Annotated in this window: 27 protein-coding genes; 17 read left to right on the top strand and 10 right to left on the bottom strand. The window is 31.4% G+C overall.

Going from position 1 to position 19,863, the window contains the following annotated elements:
• The first annotated feature begins 13 nt into the window (after positions 1-13).
• The 13 genes from WA327_RS14000 to WA327_RS13940 all read left to right on the top strand — a co-directional run bounded on the left by WA327_RS14000 (position 14) and on the right by WA327_RS13940 (position 9,900).
• The gene (locus tag WA327_RS14000) at positions 14-1,411 is read left to right on the top strand and encodes an anthranilate synthase component I family protein (RefSeq protein WP_336070754.1); all 1,398 of its coding nucleotides are present in this window, start codon (positions 14-16) and stop codon (positions 1,409-1,411) included.
• A gap of 292 nt (positions 1,412-1,703) precedes the next feature.
• Positions 1,704-2,270: an aminodeoxychorismate/anthranilate synthase component II gene (locus WA327_RS13995; RefSeq protein WP_336070752.1), complete on the top strand. Its 567-nt coding sequence runs from the start codon at positions 1,704-1,706 to the stop codon at positions 2,268-2,270.
• A gap of 132 nt (positions 2,271-2,402) precedes the next feature.
• Entirely contained in the window at positions 2,403-3,395 is a 993-nt protein-coding gene (gene trpD, locus WA327_RS13990) for an anthranilate phosphoribosyltransferase (RefSeq protein ID WP_336070750.1), read from the top strand.
• 317 nt (positions 3,396-3,712) lie between these two features.
• Positions 3,713-4,498 (top strand): indole-3-glycerol phosphate synthase TrpC, encoded by a 786-nt coding sequence (trpC, locus tag WA327_RS13985; protein WP_336070748.1) that lies wholly within the window; start codon positions 3,713-3,715, stop codon positions 4,496-4,498.
• On the top strand, positions 4,495-5,160 hold the full coding sequence (locus WA327_RS13980) for a phosphoribosylanthranilate isomerase (RefSeq protein WP_336070746.1): 666 nt from the start codon (positions 4,495-4,497) through the stop codon (positions 5,158-5,160). The genes trpC and WA327_RS13980 overlap by 4 nt, the downstream gene beginning before the upstream one ends.
• A 45-nt stretch (positions 5,161-5,205) precedes the next feature.
• Positions 5,206-6,393 (top strand): tryptophan synthase subunit beta, encoded by a 1,188-nt coding sequence (trpB, locus tag WA327_RS13975; protein ID WP_336070744.1) that lies wholly within the window; start codon positions 5,206-5,208, stop codon positions 6,391-6,393.
• A gap of 35 nt (positions 6,394-6,428) precedes the next feature.
• Positions 6,429-6,707 carry a GIY-YIG nuclease family protein gene (locus tag WA327_RS13970; RefSeq protein WP_336070742.1) on the top strand — a complete coding sequence of 93 codons (279 nt, stop codon included), beginning with the start codon at positions 6,429-6,431 and terminating at the stop codon, positions 6,705-6,707.
• A gap of 36 nt (positions 6,708-6,743) precedes the next feature.
• Complete coding sequence (gene trpA, locus WA327_RS13965) at positions 6,744-7,508, top strand: tryptophan synthase subunit alpha (RefSeq protein WP_336070740.1); 765 nt, start codon at positions 6,744-6,746, stop codon at positions 7,506-7,508.
• 49 nt (positions 7,509-7,557) lie between these two features.
• Entirely contained in the window at positions 7,558-7,965 is a 408-nt protein-coding gene (locus WA327_RS13960; RefSeq protein ID WP_304145521.1) for a DUF805 domain-containing protein, read from the top strand.
• A gap of 142 nt (positions 7,966-8,107) precedes the next feature.
• On the top strand, positions 8,108-8,254 hold the full coding sequence (locus WA327_RS13955; protein ID WP_169558272.1) for a hypothetical protein: 147 nt from the start codon (positions 8,108-8,110) through the stop codon (positions 8,252-8,254).
• Positions 8,255-8,311: 57 nt separating this feature from the next.
• Positions 8,312-8,536 (top strand): hypothetical protein, encoded by a 225-nt coding sequence (locus WA327_RS13950; protein ID WP_106678864.1) that lies wholly within the window; start codon positions 8,312-8,314, stop codon positions 8,534-8,536.
• The gene (locus WA327_RS13945; RefSeq protein ID WP_336070735.1) at positions 8,526-8,981 is read left to right on the top strand and encodes a tRNA (cytidine(34)-2'-O)-methyltransferase; all 456 of its coding nucleotides are present in this window, start codon (positions 8,526-8,528) and stop codon (positions 8,979-8,981) included. The genes WA327_RS13950 and WA327_RS13945 overlap by 11 nt, the downstream gene beginning before the upstream one ends.
• A gap of 4 nt (positions 8,982-8,985) precedes the next feature.
• Positions 8,986-9,900, top strand: a complete 915-nt coding sequence (locus WA327_RS13940; RefSeq protein ID WP_336070733.1) for a YitT family protein — start codon at positions 8,986-8,988, stop codon at positions 9,898-9,900.
• Between the two features lie 80 nt (positions 9,901-9,980).
• Here WA327_RS13940 and WA327_RS13935 read toward each other — a convergent pair whose 3' ends face one another.
• From WA327_RS13935 to WA327_RS13915, 5 genes are all read right to left on the bottom strand, one after another.
• Entirely contained in the window at positions 9,981-10,211 is a 231-nt protein-coding gene (locus WA327_RS13935; protein ID WP_336070731.1) for a VF530 family protein, read from the bottom strand.
• Entirely contained in the window at positions 10,211-10,426 is a 216-nt protein-coding gene (locus WA327_RS13930) for a DUF6500 family protein (protein WP_336070730.1), read from the bottom strand. Before WA327_RS13930 ends, WA327_RS13935 begins: the two co-directional genes overlap by 1 nt.
• Positions 10,427-11,722: a DEAD/DEAH box helicase gene (locus tag WA327_RS13925; RefSeq protein ID WP_336070728.1), complete on the bottom strand. Its 1,296-nt coding sequence runs from the start codon at positions 11,720-11,722 to the stop codon at positions 10,427-10,429.
• 124 nt (positions 11,723-11,846) lie between these two features.
• Positions 11,847-12,302, bottom strand: coding sequence for a hypothetical protein (locus WA327_RS13920; RefSeq protein WP_336070726.1), 456 nt, complete (start codon positions 12,300-12,302; stop codon positions 11,847-11,849).
• 54 nt (positions 12,303-12,356) lie between these two features.
• On the bottom strand, positions 12,357-13,022 hold the full coding sequence (locus tag WA327_RS13915) for a uracil-DNA glycosylase family protein (protein WP_336070724.1): 666 nt from the start codon (positions 13,020-13,022) through the stop codon (positions 12,357-12,359).
• A 63-nt stretch (positions 13,023-13,085) separates the two neighbouring features.
• Between WA327_RS13915 and WA327_RS13910 the strand changes: the two genes are divergently transcribed.
• A complete protein-coding gene (locus WA327_RS13910) occupies positions 13,086-13,217 on the top strand; it encodes a 30S ribosomal protein THX (RefSeq protein WP_336070722.1) in 132 nt (43 codons plus the stop codon).
• Here WA327_RS13910 and WA327_RS13905 read toward each other — a convergent pair.
• The 4 genes from WA327_RS13905 to WA327_RS13890 all read right to left on the bottom strand — a co-directional run bounded on the left by WA327_RS13905 (position 13,214) and on the right by WA327_RS13890 (position 16,098).
• Positions 13,214-13,552 (bottom strand): hypothetical protein, encoded by a 339-nt coding sequence (locus tag WA327_RS13905; RefSeq protein ID WP_336070720.1) that lies wholly within the window; start codon positions 13,550-13,552, stop codon positions 13,214-13,216. The genes WA327_RS13910 and WA327_RS13905 overlap by 4 nt on opposite strands.
• Positions 13,509-14,267, bottom strand: a complete 759-nt coding sequence (gene yaaA, locus WA327_RS13900) for a peroxide stress protein YaaA (protein ID WP_336070718.1) — start codon at positions 14,265-14,267, stop codon at positions 13,509-13,511. Before yaaA ends, WA327_RS13905 begins: the two co-directional genes overlap by 44 nt.
• A gap of 221 nt (positions 14,268-14,488) precedes the next feature.
• Entirely contained in the window at positions 14,489-15,532 is a 1,044-nt protein-coding gene (locus WA327_RS13895; RefSeq protein ID WP_336070717.1) for an RluA family pseudouridine synthase, read from the bottom strand.
• Between the two features lie 2 nt (positions 15,533-15,534).
• Positions 15,535-16,098, bottom strand: a complete 564-nt coding sequence (locus WA327_RS13890) for a PASTA domain-containing protein (protein WP_336070715.1) — start codon at positions 16,096-16,098, stop codon at positions 15,535-15,537.
• Positions 16,099-16,234: 136 nt separating this feature from the next.
• Between WA327_RS13890 and WA327_RS13885 the strand changes: the two genes are divergently transcribed.
• The 3 genes from WA327_RS13885 to coaD are packed head-to-tail and all read left to right on the top strand — an operon-like array spanning position 16,235 to position 18,103.
• On the top strand, positions 16,235-17,209 hold the full coding sequence (locus WA327_RS13885) for a D-alanine--D-alanine ligase (protein WP_336070713.1): 975 nt from the start codon (positions 16,235-16,237) through the stop codon (positions 17,207-17,209).
• A 36-nt stretch (positions 17,210-17,245) separates the two neighbouring features.
• Positions 17,246-17,605: a four helix bundle protein gene (locus tag WA327_RS13880; RefSeq protein WP_336070711.1), complete on the top strand. Its 360-nt coding sequence runs from the start codon at positions 17,246-17,248 to the stop codon at positions 17,603-17,605.
• 42 nt (positions 17,606-17,647) lie between these two features.
• Positions 17,648-18,103 (top strand): pantetheine-phosphate adenylyltransferase, encoded by a 456-nt coding sequence (coaD, locus tag WA327_RS13875; protein ID WP_336070709.1) that lies wholly within the window; start codon positions 17,648-17,650, stop codon positions 18,101-18,103.
• Positions 18,104-18,139: 36 nt separating this feature from the next.
• Here the strand turns inward: coaD and WA327_RS13870 are convergent, their stop codons facing one another.
• Positions 18,140-19,801 (bottom strand): SulP family inorganic anion transporter, encoded by a 1,662-nt coding sequence (locus WA327_RS13870; RefSeq protein ID WP_336070707.1) that lies wholly within the window; start codon positions 19,799-19,801, stop codon positions 18,140-18,142.
• Between the last annotated feature and the right edge of the window lie 62 nt (positions 19,802-19,863).

Genomic DNA, 19,863 nt, shown 5'->3' with positions numbered 1-19,863 from the left:
TTTATAAAAACTTATGAAAACATTTAGTCTTTACACACATTACAAAAAAATATTGGCAGATACCATTACACCTGTAAGTATCTACTTAAAAATTCGTGATAAATACCCAAATAGTATCTTGCTAGAAAGTAGCGATTATCATGCTAACGACAACAGTTTTTCTTACATCTGTTTTAACCCAATTGCTTCAATTAAAGTAGACGAAAAAGCAATTACACAAACGTTTCCTGACGGAAGTACGATGATTAATAAGGTTAAAAATGTAACGCAGATGATTCATAAGTTTACTAAACGTTTTAAGGTGAATTCTGATACCGATTTTAAATTTATAAACAACGGAATTTTTGGTTACACAGCTTACGATGCTGTTAAACATTTTGAAGATATTACGATTAGCAAAAAACCAAATTCTTTAGATATACCAGATGTATATTACGCGGTTTATCAAAATATTATTGCCATCAATCACTTTAAAAATGAAGCCTATATTTTTGCACATTGTTTTGAAACCGAAAATAACATAGATGAAGTTTATCAACTAATAAGCTCTAAAAACTATGCAACTTACAGTTTTAAAACCGACTCTGAAATCACTTCAAATTTAACAGATGAAGAATATAAAGACCACGTAGAACTAGCAAAGAAACATTGTGCAAGAGGTGATGTTTTTCAGTTAGTATTATCAAAAAAATTCTCGCAAGGCTTTAAAGGTGACGAGTTTAATGTCTATCGTGCCTTAAGAAGTATTAATCCATCACCTTACCTGTTTTATTTTGACTACGGAAATTTTAAAATCTTCGGAAGCTCACCGGAAGCACAACTTGTTGTTAATAACGGTCAAGCCGAAATACATCCAATTGCTGGAACATTTAAAAGAACCGGTAACGATGAAGAAGATCAAAAACTTGCCAAAAAATTAGCCGAAGACGCCAAGGAAAATGCAGAACACGTCATGCTAGTTGATCTTGCAAGAAACGATTTAAGCAGACACGGAAGCGAAGTAAAAGTTGAAACTTATAGAGAAGCGCAATTCTTTTCTCATGTTATTCATTTAGTAAGTAAAGTTACAGGTAAAGTGCATAAAGACACAGCTACTATGCAAGTGGTTGCAGACACATTTCCCGCAGGCACATTAAGTGGCGCACCAAAACATAAAGCCATGCAACTGATAGAAAAATACGAAAAAACAAGTCGTACATTTTATGGTGGCGCTATTGGTTTTATGGATTTTAAAGGAAACTATAATCACGCTATCATGATAAGAACATTTATGAGTAAAAATCATAAATTACATTGGCAAGCTGGTGCTGGATTAGTTTCTAAATCCAATCCAGAAAATGAGTTACAAGAAGTTTACAACAAATTAGGTGCATTAACAAAAGCTATTGATTTAGCAGAAGAGATATGTTAGTAGTTAGTAGAAAAAAGTAATAAATATTGAAAACAGAAAAATAACATTATAAAAAGTCAAGTCCTAAGTTTCGACATAGTCGAAATCGTCAAAATTCAGAAATAATGAACGAAGGAATGTAGATGCAAAGCGTAGCTTTAAGCACGAAATTCCGAAAGTGAATGATGCTTTAGCAATTTCCTAATTTTGATATGATTTTTTGGTTTTGCTCCGCAAAGTACTTTCAATTAAAACTGCGTTTTAATTTCAGTAGTGTATCAAGACAAAATGAACTTTAGTAAAAAAACAAAAAATGAAAAAAGTATTAGTTATAGATAATTACGACAGTTTCACTTACAATCTAGTTCACTATTTAGAAGACTTAAATTGTGATGTAACAGTAAAACGAAATGACAAACTTACGCTAGAAGAAGTCAAAGATTTTGATAAAATTTTACTCTCTCCTGGACCAGGCATACCTGATGAAGCAGGTTTGTTAAAAGCCATAATAAAAACCTATGCTCCAACTAAAAGTATTTTAGGCGTTTGCTTGGGTCAACAAGCTATTGGAGAAGTTTTTGGTGGCAAACTAATAAATCTAAATGATGTATATCACGGTGTAGCAACAAACGTAACCATTACAGTAGATGACGAGAAAATTTTTGAAGGTCTAGAAAAAAATATTGAAGTTGGTAGATATCACTCTTGGGTTGTAGATAGCAATTTACCTGAAAGCTTAGAAGCAACATCTTTTGATGAAAACGGACAAATCATGTCCCTTCGTCATAAAATTTATGATGTAAAAGGTGTACAATATCATCCTGAAAGTGTATTAACTCCTTACGGAAAGAAAATTTTAGAAAATTGGTTGAAAAGTTAGTTAGCAGTTAGCAAAAAAGTAATAAATATTGAATTAAAAAATATAACATAAAAGTTAATGTCATTCAGAACGAAGTGAAGAATCTCAAAAAAAATACTTCGACAAGCTCAGTATGACAATTAGGTAATAAAAATGAAACACATATTAAACCGATTAATAAACCACGAAAGCATCACAACCGAAGAAGCTAAACAAGTATTGGTAAACATTTCCGAAGGATTATATAACCAAAGTCAAATAGCATCTTTTTTAACCGTTTACATGATGCGAAGTATCACTTTAGAAGAATTACAAGGTTTCCGTGATGCACTTCTAGAATTATGTATTCCAGTAGATTTATCAGATTTTAATACCATTGATTTATGTGGTACAGGTGGAGATGGCAAAAACACATTTAACATATCAACATTAGCTTCTTTTGTAACTGCAGGTGCTGGCGTAAAAGTAGCAAAACACGGTAATTACGGTGTATCTTCCGCATCCGGATCATCTAATGTTTTAGAAGCTTTAGGAGTTAAATTCACCAATGATAATGAGACTTTAAAACGTTGTGTTGGTGAAGCAGGAATTTGTATGATGCACGCTCCATTGTTTCATCCAGCGATGAAAAATGTTGGACCTATCCGTAAAGCATTAGGCGTAAAAACCTTTTTTAATATGTTGGGACCAATGGTAAATCCTGCATTCCCAAAAAACCAAATGGTAGGTGTTTTTAGTTTAGAATTACAACGCTTGTATGGCTATTTATATCAACAAACCGACAAAAACTACAGTATCGTCCATGCAATTGATGGTTATGATGAAATTTCTTTAACAGGACCAACAAAAATAATCACTAATCAATCTGAAGTCTTTTTAAATCCATCAGATTTAGATATTAATCAAATAGAAGCGTCAGATATTTTTGGTGGAGATACTGTTGAAGATGCTGCAAAAATTTTCAAAAAAGTAATTTCAGGAAAAGGCACCAAAGCACAAAACGACGTCGTTTGTGCTAATGCTGGTTTGGCTATTGCTACTGTGAAACAAATTTCGCATCAAGAAGGTTTTATTATGGCTAAAGAAAGTTTAGGTACAGGAGCAGCAAAACGAAGCTTAGAAAAGTTAATTGAGTTAAGTTGTTAGTTGTTAGTTGTTAGTTGTTAGTTGTTAGTTGTTAGTAAAAAAGGTAATATATATTGAAATAGAAAATAACATTATAAAAAGTCAAGTCCTAAATTTCGACATAGTCGAAATCGTCAAAATTCAGAAATAATGAATGAAGGAATGCAGATGCAAAGCGTAGCTTTAAGCACGAAATTCCGAAAGTGAATGATGCTTTAGCTAATGCAAAGCATTCACGAACACAAAAATTTAAATTAGTATTCGTGAGTAACTCCTAATTTTGATATGATTTTTTGGTTCGTTTTGCATCAAGGCAAAATGAATAAATAAGATAAATAATGAACATTTTAGATAAAATAACAGCAGACAAACGTAAAGAAGTCGATTTAAAAAAATCACTAATTCCTATCAATCAATTAGAACAATCCATTCTATTTGAAAGACAAACCATTTCATTAACAGAGCGATTAAAAAATAGCGCTTCAGGTATTATTGCAGAACATAAACGTCGCTCGCCATCAAAAGCAATCATCAATCAAAATCTGAATGTACAAGATGTTGCAAAAGGTTATGAAAACGCTGGTGTTTGCGGAATGTCTGTATTAACGGACGGTAAATATTTTGGCGGAAGTTTAGACGATTTATTAATTGCAAGAGCAAGCTGCAATATTCCATTATTGAGAAAAGAATTTATTATTGACGAGTATCAAATTATCGAAGCAAAAGCACATGGCTCAGATGTTATTTTACTAATTGCAGCTATTCTTTCACAAAAAGAAATCAAGCTGTATTCTGAATTAGCAAAACAACTTCAATTAGATGTTTTGTTAGAAGTACATAATGAAGAAGAATTACATAAATCTATCATGCCAAGCATTGATATGTTAGGCATTAATAACCGAAATTTAAAAACTTTTGATGTCTCTCTTCAAACCAGTAAAACGTTAAGTGAAATTATACCTAATGACTTTGTAAAAGTATCTGAAAGCGGAATAAGCTCGGTTGATGCCATTAAGGAATTAAAACAATTTGGCTACAAAGGTTTTTTAATAGGTGAAAATTTTATGAAAACTGATAATCCAGGTCAAAGTGCTACTCAGTTTATTCAAAACTTAGAAAAATGAAACTAAAAGTTTGCGGAATGAAATACCAAGACAACATAACTCAAGTTGCTGCTTTGCAACCTGATTACTTGGGTTTTATATTCTACGAAAAATCAAGTCGTTTTTTTAATGAAATTATTCCTGAATTACCCAAAGCAATAAAAAAAGTTGGTGTATTTGTAGACGCTTCTTTAGAATTTATTTTGAATAAAATTGAAACACACCAATTAGATGTTATTCAATTACACGGACAAGAACCTCCAAAGTTTTGTAACGAGTTGCGTCATGCTGAACTTGATTCAGCATCTCATCCTGTAGAAATCATCAAAGTATTTTCAATAAAAGACCATTTTGATTTTTCAGTTTTACAACCTTTTGAAAACGTCTGCGACTATTTTCTATTCGATACTAAAGGAAAATTACCTGGCGGAAATGGGTATACATTCAATTGGGAAATTTTAAAGCATTACCCATCAACAAAACCTTATTTTTTAAGTGGTGGCATCGGGTTAAATGAGGTAAAAAGTATAAAATCATTCTTAAACCAACCAGAATCCAAATATTGTTACGCAATAGACATCAACAGTAAATTTGAAATTAAACCTGGATTAAAAAATATAGAAGAATTAAAAACATTTAAAGAATTAACAAGTCATGTCGAGCGCAGTCGAGACATCTCATAATGAGATTTCTCAATCGCTTTGCTCATGTCGAAATGACAAAGTTTTATGAAAAAAACTTACAACATCAACAAAAAAGGGTATTACGGAGAATTTGGAGGTGCATTTATACCAGAAATGCTCTATCCAAACGTAGAAGAATTACGTCAAAACTATCTAAAAATAATGGCAGAACCTTCTTTTAAAGCAGAATTTGACCAATTGTTAAAAGACTATGTTGGTCGTCCTTCACCATTGTATTTTGCTAAACGCCTTTCAGAAAAATACAGTACTAAAATATATTTAAAACGCGAAGATTTAAACCATACTGGCGCACATAAAATAAACAATACTATAGGTCAAATTTTAATGGCAAAACGTTTAGGTAAAAAACGCATTATTGCCGAAACTGGAGCTGGACAACACGGTGTTGCAACAGCTACCGTTTGTGCACTAATGGGCATAGAGTGTATTGTTTATATGGGTGAAGTTGACATTGCTAGACAAGCTCCAAACGTAGCACGTATGAAAATGCTTGGCGCTACTGTTATACCAGCAACATCTGGTAGTAAAACTCTAAAAGATGCCACAAACGAAGCTATTAGAGATTGGATAAATAATCCTGTAGACACACATTATATTATTGGTAGTGTTGTTGGACCTCATCCGTATCCTGATATGGTAGCTAAGTTTCAAGCGATAGTTTCAGAAGAAATTAAATTTCAGCTTAAAGAAAAAGAAGGTACAGAAAACCCAGATTATGTTATTGCTTGTGTTGGTGGAGGTAGTAATGCTGCAGGTGCATACTATCATTATTTAAATGATGAAAATGTAAAACTTATAGCTGTAGAGGCTGCTGGCTTAGGCGTAGACTCTGGTGAAAGTGCTGCTACTTCTATGTTAGGAAAGGAAGGCATCATTCACGGTAGTAAAACCTTATTAATGCAGACTAAAGATGGACAAATTACTGAGCCATATTCAATTTCGGCAGGTTTAGATTATCCTGGTGTTGGACCAATGCATGCGCATTTATATAAAACTAGTCGCGCTGAATTTATTTCAATTACAGACAATCAAGCTATGCAAGCTGGTTTAGAATTGTGCCAATTAGAAGGTATTATTCCTGCAATAGAAACATCTCACGCATTAGGTGTATTCGATCAAAAAACATTTAAACCTGATGATATTGTTGTGGTTAGTTTATCTGGTCGTGGCGATAAGGATTTAGAGACTTATATTAAACATTTTAAATTATAACGTCATGCTGAACTTGTTTCAGCATCTCACAAATTATGAAATCAAGTTACACATATATAATGACCAATAAATACAGAACAACATTTTATATTGGTGTTACTAATGATTTACACAAAAGAATAGTTGAACATCAAAATGGAATAGGTTCTGAATTCACAAGAAAATACAATCTTAAAGATTTAATATATTTTGAAAAATTTACTGACATCAACCAAGCTATTGCAAGAGAAAAACAATTAAAAAATTGGCATAAAGACTGGAAATTAAATCTAATTAAAAAGTCTAACCCAACTTTAAAAACTTTAATAATTTAAAAATGCGACCCTGAAACAAGTTCAGGGTGACGAAAAATGAACAAAATAAACCAAAAACTAAACGAAGACAAAAAGCTTTTATCTATATATTTTACAGCCGGTTATCCTAATTTAGATGATACTACAACCATCATTCAAAACTTAGAAGAAAGTGGTGTAGATATGATCGAAATAGGTTTACCTTTTAGCGATCCTTTAGCAGATGGACCAACCATACAAGCAAGCTCTACAGAAGCTTTAAAAAACGGAATGACTACAGAAGTGCTTTTTAAGCAATTAAAAGATGTAAGAAAAACCGTTTCTATTCCATTAATTATTATGGGATATTTTAATCCGATGTTGCAATATGGTGTTGAGGCTTTTTGTAAAAAATGTCAAGAAATTGGTATAGATGGATTAATAATTCCTGATTTGCCAGTAGATGTGTATAACGAACAATACAAAAGTACTTTTGAAAAGTACGGATTAATAAATGTATTTTTAATTACACCTCAAACCTCAAAAGAGCGTATTAAATTTATAGATTCTATTTCAAACGGATTTATTTATATGGTTAGTAGCGCGAGTGTTACAGGAAGCAGTAAAGGTTTTGGTGATACGCAAACCAATTATTTTAAGCGCATTGCAGATATGCAACTTAACAATCCGCAAATCGTTGGTTTCGGAATTAATAACAACGATACTTTTACTCAAGCCACAACTTATGCTAAAGGCGCTATTATTGGAAGTGCATTTATAAAGCACTTATCAAAAAACAATGTTAATAAAATAGAAGAATTCATCAAATCTATTAAAAATTAAAATTTATATTTGGTTTATATTAATCACTAACCAATTAAAATATTTCATTATGGAATGGTATTTAAAAGTCGTAAGAGATAATTACGCAAATTTTGAAGGAAGAGCAAGACGTAAAGAGTATTGGATGTTTGTTTTATTCAATATAATTTTTGCAATTGCAGCAATGGTTTTAGACAACATCCTAGGTTTAGCTTTTGAAGGTATTGGATATGGTCCAATTTATGGAATATATGGACTTGCTGTTTTTATTCCTGGACTTGCTGTAGCAATTCGAAGACTTCATGATATTGGCAAAAGTGGTTGGATGATTCTTATAGCTTTTATCCCTTTTATTGGAGGAATTTGGCTTTTAGTCCTTCTAGCTACTGATGGGAACAAAGGTGCAAACCAATACGGACCTGACCCAAAAAACCCTACAAACGAAGAAATTAACGAAATAGGTAAACCAGTAGAATAAAATTTAAACATTTTATTAAAAAAAGCCTGCATAAGTTATGCAGGCTTTTTTATTAACATCTTAAAAGAATTGTTTAACAACGATTTATGAAAATTTCTCATTGTTTTTCTTAAATTATAATTGAACAAAAAAAAGAAAAATTATGGGAATTATAGCCGACAGAAAATTAAAACGAACAAAAGAACAAACCAATCCAACTAATCCGACAGGAAACACAAAGTTGGAAACAAACGATTTTGATATTGATGAAAAAACAATCAAAAATCAGCAAAATAAAACAAACAGTTAATCTGTAAATATTTATATTTAAAGCCTATTCTTAAAAGATAGAATAGGCTTTTTTTTTATGAAATTACTTAATGATTTTCGTTTAATAATACTACTCTGCTTAACGCTTGGTTTAGCTCCTTTTTTTCCTGAGCCTCATCTTTGGGGAAAACTAAAATGGATTGCTGGTGGTGCAAAAGGCATGCAACCTGTGGATTGGTTTGATGTTGTTTTACATGGATTTCCTTGGGTACTTTTAATTAGAATTTTCATCTTAAAAATCAATAAAAAGAATGTCGCTTAATATTGTTTTAATAGAACCTGAAATACCAAATAACACAGGAAACATTGGTAGATTAGCGTTAGGATCTGGTAGTAAATTACACTTGGTCAAACCCTTTGGTTTTGAACTTACAGACAAACGTTTAAAACGTGCTGGTTTAGATTATTGGCAGCACTTAGATGTTATTTATTATGATAACATAGATGATTTTTTCTCTAAAAACAAAAACAAAAACATGGCTTTTTTATCTGCACACGGAAAGAAAACCCATTGGGATATCCCATTTGAAGAGGATTTGTTTTTGGTCTTCGGAAAAGAGTCTGTTGGCTTACCTAAGTCATTAATAGAAGCTAATCAAAACAATGTATATAAAATACCACAACAAAGTAAACATATACGAAGTTTAAATATTGCAAATGCTGTTAGCATAGTTATTTATGAAGGCTTAAGGCAATTAAACTATTAAAATTATGACTAATAAAACCTCTAAAATTTTTAAAATCTTTTCAGAATATTTTCAAATTATTTTAGGTATTGTCCTTGCTAGTATTGGGCTTAAAGCATTTTTATTACCAAATGGATTTATGGATGGAGGCGTTACTGGAATAGCTTTATTAATTAGTCGATTAATAAATGTTAATATTTCTATACTATTAATTTTATTTAGTATTCCGTTTTTAATTATGGGCTATTTTACTGTGTCTAAAAGGATTATTCTAAAATCTATTATGAGTATTATTGGATTAGCTCTTTTTATTCATTTTGAAAACTTCGAAATTATAACAGAAGATAAATTTTTAATTTCCATATTTGGAGGTCTGTTCCTTGGTGCAGGTATAGGTATTGCTATCAGAAACGGTTCTGTGCTTGATGGCTCAGAGATTTTAGGCATATTTATTAATGATAGATTTGGCATTAGTATAGGAAAAGTCATTCTTATTTTTAACGTTATCTTATTTTCTATTACGGCTTTTGTTATTTCTAAAGAAATTGCTATGTACTCTATTCTAACCTATATTGTAACCGCAAAGGTAACTGACTTGGTTATTGAAGGTTTTGAAGATTTTATTGGTATTACTATTGTATCCCCGCATTATGAAAAAATCAAAGTTGCTATTATTAATGAGCTAGGTGCCGGAATGACCATTTATAAAGGTCAAAAAGGATTTGGAAGTAAAGGTAAAGTTGAAGATTTTGATATAATACACACCATTATTAACCGTATAGATATAAAAAAGATGTACCGTATAGTATCAAATATTGATGAAGATGCCTTTATAATAGAATTTGATGTAAACAATGTTAAAGGTGGTGTACTACGTCGTTATTTAGATAAAAAAAATAAAAAACTAGATAAAATTTTAACTAATAGCACACGATTATAAACTTTGACTATTTTAATTAATTGATATCTTTACTACTAATAGAATAAAAAATCCTGTATTTATATAAGGTAAAGCAATTTTTACTTTGCTTTATTTTTCTTCAAATAATTTAAATACATTGCCTCTACTTTTGCTCTTGCCCATGGTGTACGACGCAAAAACTTTAAGCTAGATTTTACTGAAGGGTTACTTATAAAGCAATTAATTTTAATGACATGCCCCATGTATTCCCAACCGTAATGCGCTTGTAAATCGGTTACAATTTTTTCTAATTTTATACTGTGTAATGGATTATTAGGTTGGTGTTCCATTAGATGTTTTCTACTAAACTTTTTATTTTAACAGCTTTTTCAAAATGATCTAGTTTGTGAGTCTTAATCCACCAAGTAGCAGCTTCCATCAATAATTCAGGATTATCATTTTTATTTTTAAAAAACGCATAAAATGAAATACCTACATTTTCACCTTTTGTTGCTATTTTATGATTACAAATCTCAATAATTTTATCTTTTAAAGCTAGTGTCATTTAATTAATCTTTCTTCTGTTAGAATTTCGACTTTTATTACGGTTTCTATTTCTGCGTCCAGAGTTTGAAGCTGTATTTTTTCTTTCGCCTTTAGGCTTATTAGATTTATTGCTTTTTGGTCTTCTATTTTGTCCTGGTCTAATTGGAGCTGTAGATGCGTTAGGATCTGGCTCAAAACCTTCTAAAATTTCAACAGGTAATTTTTCTCCAATTAATTTTTCTATATCTTTTAAAAAAGTGGTTTCGTCTGCACTAACTAAGCTAATAGCTTGCCCGTCTGCTCCTGCTCTTCCTGTACGACCAATACGATGAACATAATCTTCAGAAATATTAGGGATTTCAAAATTTATCACATGTGGTAACAACGGAATATCCAAACCACGAGCAGCAATATCTGTAGCTACAAGTACACTTACACTTCCGTCTTTAAATCCTTTTAAAGCTTTGGTACGTGCTGCTTGACTTTTATTACCATGGATTGCTGCTGCTTTAATACCAGACTGATCCATCTTTTTACACAACTTATTGGCGCCATGTTTGGTACGTGTAAAGACTAAAACTTGCTTCCAATTACCATCTTTAATCAGTTTGATAATTAAGCCTGTTTTTTTGTCTTTTGCAACGCGATATACTTTTTGTGAAATAGTCTTAACCGTTGTATTTTCTGGAGTTACTTCAACTTGTACTGGATGATTTAAAATACTATGCGCTAATTTTTTTATATCTTTTGAAAAAGTTGCCGAAAACATCAAATTTTGACGTTTATCGGGCATAAATTTCATGACACGCTCAATATCTCTTAAAAATCCCATGTCTAACATGCGATCTGCTTCATCTAAAACAAAAATTTCTACACGTTTTATAGACAATTCATTTTGATTAATTAAATCTAATAATCGTCCTGGTGTTGCGACCAAAACGTCTACACCTTTTCTAATAGTTGCTATTTGTGGTTTTTGGTTAACACCTCCAAAAATAACGGCGCTGCGTAGGTTTAAAAACTCGCTATACTCTTTTACATTAGTATAGACTTGAGCTGCAAGTTCTCTGGTTGGAGTTAAAATTAATGCACGAATTGGTCTAAATTTCTGTTTAGGATTTTCTGACAGAATATGCAATAACGGCAATGTAAATCCTGCTGTTTTACCTGTTCCTGTTTGTGCTGAAGCCAATACATCATCACCTTGTAAAATTGGCGGTATTGCTTTTGATTGTATTGGACTTGGTGTAGTATATCCTTTTTTACTAATTGCTTTTAGTAAAGGTTGAGATAAACCTAAAGATTGAAATGACATAAATAATGTTTGTGAGATAAACACTATTCTTCTTAGGTTACCTCTTTAAATTAACGACAAAGGTACATCTTAATAATGATTTAATGTTCTAATTATTTAATGTTTGTATTTAAAGAAAAATACTTTACTTTTTTTCTGTACCTATTTGATAAAAGATGTAGGCATAGACGCATTTAGACTTGTTTTCTAGATAATCTTCTATTTCTTTTTCTAAGTCTTTATTTTCTTTAAAAGACTTATCATTAGAAATTTCAATTAAAGTTTGACAACCTGGTAGTTTTGACATGGATTGTTCAAACTTTTGAAGTTTTTCTCCGTCACTTAAAATCTTTGCTGTTTCTTCTGGATGTTCTTCAATATAGGTTACAAATCGTTCTTGTGCTTCTTCTTCACCTATCACTTCGATATTTCTCATCATGCGTTTAATTTCGGGATGCATATCATCCATAAATTGGTTAATGCAGTCGCACATTAAATTTCCAAAAGTTTCGGCGTCAATAGTTTTTTCTTCTGTTTGTGCTTGTGTAGAAAAACTAGTCAATAAAATGCTTAATAATAGCAGAACGATAGGTTTTTGCATAATAAGTAATAGATTTTGATAGACTTCTAAAATAGTATATTTATTTAGATAGACCTAAAAAAACTCTCGATACTGCATCACTCTAAAATCAAAAGTATTGAATTTTGGATTTTTAGCTTTTAGTTGTTTATATAACGGATTACTACCTATTGCACGGTTAGCGCTACCTGAATAAGATGTTAATGACACAGTTTTTATTATTCTATTTTCTGAAGTAATTGGTATTTTAAATTGATGAATCCTTGGTATTTCATTAGAGACTAGTTCTAATTTTATATTGTATTCTTTTATATGCTTTCTGAAGAAATACTCTGGTCCGTTTTTACTATTACCACCAGTAAAAAGTATGGTTTCTATATTTGGAAATTGTTTAAGGTAATCTATAACACCTCTTAATTTAACATTAGACATTCCTAAATCCGAAGCGTCAATTTTTTCTCGTTCGCAAATTTCTACAATATCACAAATGCCTATTTTATGTTTGATTAAAAAGGATTTTCGTTGATCTATAGCTTCTTGTGAATTATCAAATCGTAAATTTAAATTGTGAATTTTATCAATATACAACCAAAGTGAATTATAATAACTACCATAACAAAAATCTACATCCTTTTCTAGCAAATCGCCTGTACTAAATCTTGGTGGCGGTAATGTACCAACAATCAGTTTTTTAGTATCTTTTTTAATGAATGGCGGATATGGATGATGGTGTTTAAACACTTAATAATCTTGTTATTCTTTTATATTTTTTGTATGTTAAGAGTAGAAAAATACAATTAAATTATGGGAAAAGGAGATAAAAAATCTAAACGCGGTAAAATACACAGAGGTACTTTTGGTGTTAGACGACCAAGAATAAAAAAACGTGTAAGACCAGAAACTAAAATTAATATAGACAAAAAAGCAAAAGCTTAAACTTTAAATTTTTCGCCTAATTTTTTACCTATGATATAAGCTCCAAAAACTGCTAGCAATAGTATTGTGATATTAAAAAAGACGTACAAGCCGTATAAAAATATATTGTCTTGAGAGTTAAAACAGAAAGAATCTGTTAGGCAAACTTCTACTTTGTCTTCATATAAAAATGGTAATAAATAACTAATTGCTAGTAATATAATAACCGCCCAAAATAAGTATGTTACATTCTTACTTTTTGCTGGTTTGCCTGTTGGTTTAAAAACGTTTCGTTCCTGTTCTGTACGCTTGTTATCTTGTAAAGACCAAGTGATTTTCTTCTGAGAGTTTTCCATCAAATTGATAGTTATCGTAATTAAACTTCTTTAAATCATCTATAGTTTTTGCATTTGTATCTATGATATATCTTGCCATTAAACCACGTGCTTCTTTGGCATAAAATGAAATTATTTTAAGCTTACCATTCTTAAATTCTTTAAACGTAATATCTATAACTGGCACTTTTAATGCCTTTTTATCTATTGCTTTAAAATACTCGTTTGAAGCTAGGTTGATAAACAACTCGTCATCTTCTAACTCTTCATTTAAAGCGTTTACGATATCTTTTTTCCAGAATTCGTATAAATCATTTTTGCTTCCTACTTTTAATTTAGTCCCCATTTCTAAACGATAAGGTTGCATTAAATCTAAAGGTTTTAAAACTCCGTAAAGTCCAGATAAGATTCTAATGGTATTTTGTGCTAAATCTATCTTGTCTTTTGATATTGTATAAGCATCTAATCCTTTATACACATCTCCATTAAAGGCATACATTGCTGGTCTAGCGTTATCTTCTGTAAATGGTACTGTAAACTCTTGATTACGTTGGTAATTTAAATCTGCTAGCTTATCACTAATGCTCATTAGTTTTGATAATGACTTTGGGCTTTTTGTTTTTAGTGCTTTATTTAACTTTAAAGATTGCTCTAAAAATTGTGGCTGAGTGGTTTTATTTGTTGGCAATTGGGTTTCAAAATCTAATGACTTTGCTGGTGATAATACTAGTTTCATAAATCTATCTTTTTCTGATACTAAATTACAAATTGTTACTGCGTTATAAAAGCTGAATAGATAGTAATTTTAAATAGGTCTATTCGGTTTTATTATTGGGTTTGAGTAAGCGCGTTAGCGATAGTAACGACATCCTTTTTTTGCTGCTTTTACTTTGAGGTTAAGCTTTAATCATTTGCAAAAAAAGATATAGTGAATAGCGCGACCCTTGTGGTAACGCCCTAATTATTATCTATGTGTTTAGAGTAACCTTTCCATTTTTCTATACAATCTTGCATGTCTTGTGGTATTGGCGTGTCAAAACTCATAAATTCGTTTTTTGTTGGATGCATAAATCCTAAGGTTTTGGCATGTAAGGCTTGACGTGGTAATACTTTAAAACAGTTCTCTACAAATTGTTTGTATTTGGTAAAGGTTGTGCCTTTTAAGATTAGGTTTCCGCCGTAACGCTCGTCATTAAATAATGTGTGACCTATGTGCTTCATATGCACACGTATTTGGTGTGTACGTCCTGTTTCTAACTTGCAACTTACCAATGTTACATAACCTAAACGTTCTATTACTTTGTAATGCGTTACTGCTGGTTTTCCTTTATCGGCTTCGTCATCTAAGAATACGGTATTTTGTAATCGGTTTTTTGGATGTCTACCAATATTACCTTCTATTGTACCTTGGTCTTCTTCTACATTCCCCCAAACAATTGCCACATACTCACGCTCGCTAGTTTTGGCTTTAAATTGAGCAGTAAGATGCGCCATAGCATGTTCGGTTTTTGCAACCACTAACAATCCTGATGTATCTTTATCTATACGATGAACTAATCCTGGTCTTTCACTTGAATTGTTTGGTAAATTATCAAAATGAAAAATTAGTGCGTTAATTAATGTTCCGGAATAATTACCATGTCCTGGATGTACAACCATGCCTGCTGGTTTGTTAACGACTAATAATTGATCGTCTTCATAAACGATGTCTAATGGAATATCTTCTGCAACCAATAAGTTTTCATGTGGCGGATGTTGAAATAATACGCGTACCTGATCATTTGGTTTTACCTTGTAATTGGATTTTACTGGTGTACCATTTACAAAGATGCTTCCGTTTTTTGCGGCGTCTTGAATCTTGTTTCGGGTAGCGTTTTCTACCTTATTCATTAACCATTTATCGATACGTAAAGGCGATTGTCCTTTGTCTGCGGTAAACGAATAATGCTCGTAAAGATCGTCGTTATCTTCTTCTGGTAATTCTGGTGTATAGTCGTCCATAATTAATTACTTGTTGAACGATTACCATTACCTAAAACTAAATCTATTGAAGCTGTTTTTGGCAATTTTGTTCCTGGTTCTAAAACGTCTCCTTTATAACGCATACCTAAAACCATATCTTTAGCAATATTGTCTATGTAAGTCTTTTTTCCTACTTTAAAACCTAAAGCCTCTAATGTTGGTTTTGCTTGTCTAAATGTACGTTGTCTTAAATCTGGCACTGCTACTTTACGATACCCAGAAGGATTTAAGGTAATGTAAATTTTACGGTTTTCTTTAACTTGAGCATTTGGTTTTGGGTCTTGTTCTATAACTGCAAATTTTGGGTAGTTTGGATTAAAATTAGCAGAGTCTTGAATTTGCATTACCAAATTATTTTGTTCTAACTCCATCTTAGCTACCTCAATAGATTTTCCTGTTAAGTCAGGTACAGTCTCAAATGTACCGTGATTTGTGGTTACGTTTAACCATTTAAGCAACAAAAAAACAATTACTACAACTGCTATAATAGCAATTATAATTTGCTTTAAAAATTCTTTACTTTTTATAAAACCAATAAAACTCATTTAGTAAAATTTATGTAGACAAATATATAAAAACAAAAAGGTTTTCCTTCGGATTAAAATAAATGATATTTTTACACAACGAATATTTTTTAGGATTATTGAAAACCTTAGAGTATTTCGATATAATTTAAACTAAATGAAAAAAAATATAGCCATTATTATGGGCGGATATTCTAGCGAATATCAAATCTCATTAAAAAGCGGAAACGTAGTTTACAACACGCTTGATAAAGAAAAGTTTAATGCGTATCGCATTCATATTTTTAAAGATAAATGGGTTTATGTAGACGAAGACGATAGTGAATACCCAATTGATAAAAACGACTTTTCTTTCACTAAAGACAATACAAAAATCACGTTTGATTGTGTTTTTAACGCTATACATGGTAGTCCCGGAGAAGATGGCTTTATGCAAGGTTATTTTAACTTACTAGACATTAAGCACACTAGTTGCAGTATGTACCAAGCTGCGATAACTTTTAATAAACGTGATTGTTTAAGTATTTTAAAACCTTACGGAATTTTAACTGCAGAAAGCTATTTTTTAAATACTGGCGACACTATTAATGAAGACGAAATTATTAGTAAAGTTGGCTTACCTTGTTTTGTAAAGGCTAACAAAGCAGGTAGTAGCTTTGGAATTACCAAAGTGCATAAAAAAGAAGATTTACAGCACGCAATTGAAGTTGCTTTTAAAGAAGATGACGAAATTATTATCGAATCTTTTTTAGATGGAACCGAAGTATCGGTTGGTGTTATTACCTATAAAGGAGACACCAAAGTCTTACCAATAACAGAAATTGTTAGCGAAAATGACTTTTTTGATTACGAAGCTAAATACTTAGGTAAATCTCAAGAAATTACACCTGCTAGAATTACAAAAGAACAAGAAGAAATTGTTACGAAAACCGCTAAGAAGGTTTATGAGGTTTTAAAAATGAAAGGTTTTTCTAGAAGCGAATTTATATTTAAAAACAATCAACCTCATCTATTAGAAGTTAATACGGTACCTGGATTAACTAATGAAAGTATTTTACCACAACAAGCTGCTGCTGCAGGAATTAGTTTACAAGAGTTGTTTACTAATGCTATTGAAGAAGCTTTACTTTAAATTGAAACAGGAAATATAGAAACACGAATCACGAATATGAGAAGGCATAATTTTAAGAATTTACAGATTTGGCAAGAAAGCATTAATCTTATAACTGATAATTATAACTTCACAGCTACACTTCCTAAAGATGAAAAGTTCGGATTAATTAGTCAATTAAATAGAAGTTGTGTTTCTATTGCCTCAAATATAGCAGAAGGCACAAGTAAACGAAGTAATAAACATTTCATTAAATATCTTGAAGACAGTTTAGGCTCTGCTTACGAATGGGAAACACAAATAATTATTTGTAAAAATCTTAATTTTATCTCTGAAGAAAAATTTGATGATTTTGAAAATAGAATTAAAAAAATTCAACAAAAAATATCCAACTTTATTGATAAACTAGATAATTGATTATCTTGTTTCCTGTATCAAATAATCTTGATTCAAAAAAATATGAGACGCGCACTTTTTCCTGGGTCGTTTGATCCAATAACCAATGGACATTACGATATTATCAAACGCGGTATTAAATTGTTTGATGAGGTTGTAGTAGCTATTGGCGTAAATTCGACCAAAAATTATATGTTTTCTTTAGAGGAACGAAAACAATTTATTGAAGACGCTTTTAAAGACGAACCTAAAATAAAAGTGGTTACCTATAAGGGTTTGACTGTCGATTTTTGCAAAGAGATTGATGCCGATTTTATCTTACGTGGTTTACGTAACCCTGCCGATTTTGAATTTGAAAAAGCAATTGCCCATACCAATCGTAAACTTTCTACGATAGAAACGGTATTCTTGCTAACAGCTGCACGTACAAGCTACATTTCATCTTCTATTGTAAGAGATGTTATTAAAAACAATGGTGATTACACTAAGTTAGTACCCAAAAGTGTACGAGTAAAATAAACAAAAAAGCTGAAGTTTACACTTCAGCTTTTTCGTTTAAAACTTATACTCTGATAAAGGTTTAGGAAATTTTTCAGGGTCTTCTGCTAAATGATATCTTGGATCATCTATAGCTTCGATTATAACTTCTCTAAACTTTGGACTTGCCTTATACATCAACACTTTACAATCTTCACTAAGGTGTTTTAGTTTAATTTGCTTTCCTTCTGCTTCATACTTTTCAACTAAATTAAAAATAGCTTCTAATGCAGAATGGTCGCTAATCCTTGACTCTACAAAGTCAATTTCAACTTTTTCGGGGTCGTTTTTTATATCAAATTTTTCATTGAAAGCAGAAATACTTCCAAAGAATAATGGTCCCCAAATTTCGTAAACTTTAGTTCCGTCTGTTTTCATTCTTTTTCTGGCTCTAATTCGCTTTGCGTTTTCCCAAGCAAAAGCTAAAGCAGAAATTATTACACCTATAAATACCGCTACTGCTAAGTCTACAAATACGGTAACTAAAGATACTGTGATTAAAACAAATGCATCAGATTTTGGTATTTTCTTTAATATTCTAAAACTTGACCACGCAAAGGTTTCGATAACCATCATAAACATTACACCTACTAATGCTGCTATTGGCACCATTTCTATTAATTTATCAGCAAAAAGCACGAAGGATAATAGTGTTACTGCCATCATGATGCCTGATAATCTACCTCTACCACCTGAATTGATATTAATTACAGTTTGACCAATCATACCACATCCACCAGTAGCTCCAAATAAACCTGACACAATATTACCTGCGCCTTGTGCTATACATTCTTTATTTCCGTTTCCTCTAGTTTCTGTTAATTCGTCAACCAAATTCATCGTCATTAAAGTTTCAATTAATCCAACAGATGCTGCTAAAAATGCAGGCAATGCAATAAATTTTAATGTATCAAGATTGAATGGTAATTTTTCCCACAATTCCATATTTGGAGTAGGAAATTCACCTTTTAATCCACTTCCTCCACCTTCAACAATATAAGATCCAACAGTTGGCACGTCTATGCTAAAACCAATAACAATTAAACTAGTTATAATTATTGCTGTAAGTGCAGCTGGCAACTTTTTAGTTAGTTTTGGTAGCAACCAAATTATTCCCATTGTTAACAAAACTAAAGCTATCATAGTAAATAGCTCTGTTCCTTCCATAAAAGTACTAACATATTGTTTTACACCTTCATCAGAAATTTTTACGCTTTTATGACTAAACATTTTTACTTGCGCTATAAAAATGACAATAGAAAGTCCGTTTACAAATCCCATCATTACTGAATGTGGTATTAGCCTAACAAATTTTCCTAATTTAAAAATACCTGCTAATATTTGGATTAATCCCATTAAAACCACACAAGCCATTAGATAGAAAAAACCCATATTTTCTATAGGCGTATCCATTAGCATTCCTTTTGTGTGACCTTCTGCAATCATAGACACAAAAATAACTGCAACAGCACCTGCTGCTCCAGATATCAATCCTGGTCTACCTCCAAAAACAGCTGTAATCAAACCAATTATAAATGCTCCAGACAATGCCATTAAAGGATCTATCTGAGCTACAAAAGCAAATGCAACTACTTCTGGTATCATAGCTAAAGAAACTGTAATACCTGCTAACACATCATCTTTAGCATTAGGAACTATTTTTCTTATAAACTCTGTCATTATCTTAGGATTTTAAGCTTGCAAAAGTACATCTAATTACAAAAAACACAAGCCTATATACT

Origin of the sequence: Mesoflavibacter sp. CH_XMU1404-2 (assembly GCF_037029465.1) — a bacterium.
GTDB lineage: Bacteria > Bacteroidota > Bacteroidia > Flavobacteriales > Flavobacteriaceae > Mesoflavibacter.
The sequence above is the reverse complement of the archived record's forward strand: the minus strand, read 5'-3'. Positions and strand labels throughout refer to the sequence as shown.

Excerpts from the sequence above, each read along its gene's own strand:
- WA327_RS14000 (WP_336070754.1), top strand. The coding sequence starts at position 14 with ATGAAAACATTTAGTCTTTACACACATTACAAAAAAATATTGGCAGAT.
- WA327_RS13995 (WP_336070752.1), top strand. The coding sequence starts at position 1,704 with ATGAAAAAAGTATTAGTTATAGATAATTACGACAGTTTCACTTACAAT.
- trpD (WP_336070750.1), top strand. The coding sequence starts at position 2,403 with ATGAAACACATATTAAACCGATTAATAAACCACGAAAGCATCACAACC.
- trpC (WP_336070748.1), top strand. The coding sequence starts at position 3,713 with ATGAACATTTTAGATAAAATAACAGCAGACAAACGTAAAGAAGTCGAT.
- WA327_RS13980 (WP_336070746.1), top strand. The coding sequence starts at position 4,495 with ATGAAACTAAAAGTTTGCGGAATGAAATACCAAGACAACATAACTCAA.
- trpB (WP_336070744.1), top strand. The coding sequence starts at position 5,206 with ATGAAAAAAACTTACAACATCAACAAAAAAGGGTATTACGGAGAATTT.
- WA327_RS13970 (WP_336070742.1), top strand. The coding sequence starts at position 6,429 with ATGAAATCAAGTTACACATATATAATGACCAATAAATACAGAACAACA.
- trpA (WP_336070740.1), top strand. The coding sequence starts at position 6,744 with ATGAACAAAATAAACCAAAAACTAAACGAAGACAAAAAGCTTTTATCT.
- WA327_RS13960 (WP_304145521.1), top strand. The coding sequence starts at position 7,558 with ATGGAATGGTATTTAAAAGTCGTAAGAGATAATTACGCAAATTTTGAA.
- WA327_RS13955 (WP_169558272.1), top strand. The coding sequence starts at position 8,108 with ATGGGAATTATAGCCGACAGAAAATTAAAACGAACAAAAGAACAAACC.
- WA327_RS13950 (WP_106678864.1), top strand. The coding sequence starts at position 8,312 with ATGAAATTACTTAATGATTTTCGTTTAATAATACTACTCTGCTTAACG.
- WA327_RS13945 (WP_336070735.1), top strand. The coding sequence starts at position 8,526 with ATGTCGCTTAATATTGTTTTAATAGAACCTGAAATACCAAATAACACA.
- WA327_RS13940 (WP_336070733.1), top strand. The coding sequence starts at position 8,986 with ATGACTAATAAAACCTCTAAAATTTTTAAAATCTTTTCAGAATATTTT.
- WA327_RS13935 (WP_336070731.1), bottom strand. The coding sequence starts at position 10,211 with ATGGAACACCAACCTAATAATCCATTACACAGTATAAAATTAGAAAAA.
- WA327_RS13930 (WP_336070730.1), bottom strand. The coding sequence starts at position 10,426 with ATGACACTAGCTTTAAAAGATAAAATTATTGAGATTTGTAATCATAAA.
- WA327_RS13925 (WP_336070728.1), bottom strand. The coding sequence starts at position 11,722 with ATGTCATTTCAATCTTTAGGTTTATCTCAACCTTTACTAAAAGCAATT.
- WA327_RS13920 (WP_336070726.1), bottom strand. The coding sequence starts at position 12,302 with ATGCAAAAACCTATCGTTCTGCTATTATTAAGCATTTTATTGACTAGT.
- WA327_RS13910 (WP_336070722.1), top strand. The coding sequence starts at position 13,086 with ATGGGAAAAGGAGATAAAAAATCTAAACGCGGTAAAATACACAGAGGT.
- WA327_RS13905 (WP_336070720.1), bottom strand. The coding sequence starts at position 13,552 with ATGGAAAACTCTCAGAAGAAAATCACTTGGTCTTTACAAGATAACAAG.
- yaaA (WP_336070718.1), bottom strand. The coding sequence starts at position 14,267 with ATGAAACTAGTATTATCACCAGCAAAGTCATTAGATTTTGAAACCCAA.
- WA327_RS13895 (WP_336070717.1), bottom strand. The coding sequence starts at position 15,532 with ATGGACGACTATACACCAGAATTACCAGAAGAAGATAACGACGATCTT.
- WA327_RS13890 (WP_336070715.1), bottom strand. The coding sequence starts at position 16,098 with ATGAGTTTTATTGGTTTTATAAAAAGTAAAGAATTTTTAAAGCAAATT.
- WA327_RS13885 (WP_336070713.1), top strand. The coding sequence starts at position 16,235 with ATGAAAAAAAATATAGCCATTATTATGGGCGGATATTCTAGCGAATAT.
- WA327_RS13880 (WP_336070711.1), top strand. The coding sequence starts at position 17,246 with ATGAGAAGGCATAATTTTAAGAATTTACAGATTTGGCAAGAAAGCATT.
- coaD (WP_336070709.1), top strand. The coding sequence starts at position 17,648 with ATGAGACGCGCACTTTTTCCTGGGTCGTTTGATCCAATAACCAATGGA.
- WA327_RS13870 (WP_336070707.1), bottom strand. The coding sequence starts at position 19,801 with ATGACAGAGTTTATAAGAAAAATAGTTCCTAATGCTAAAGATGATGTG.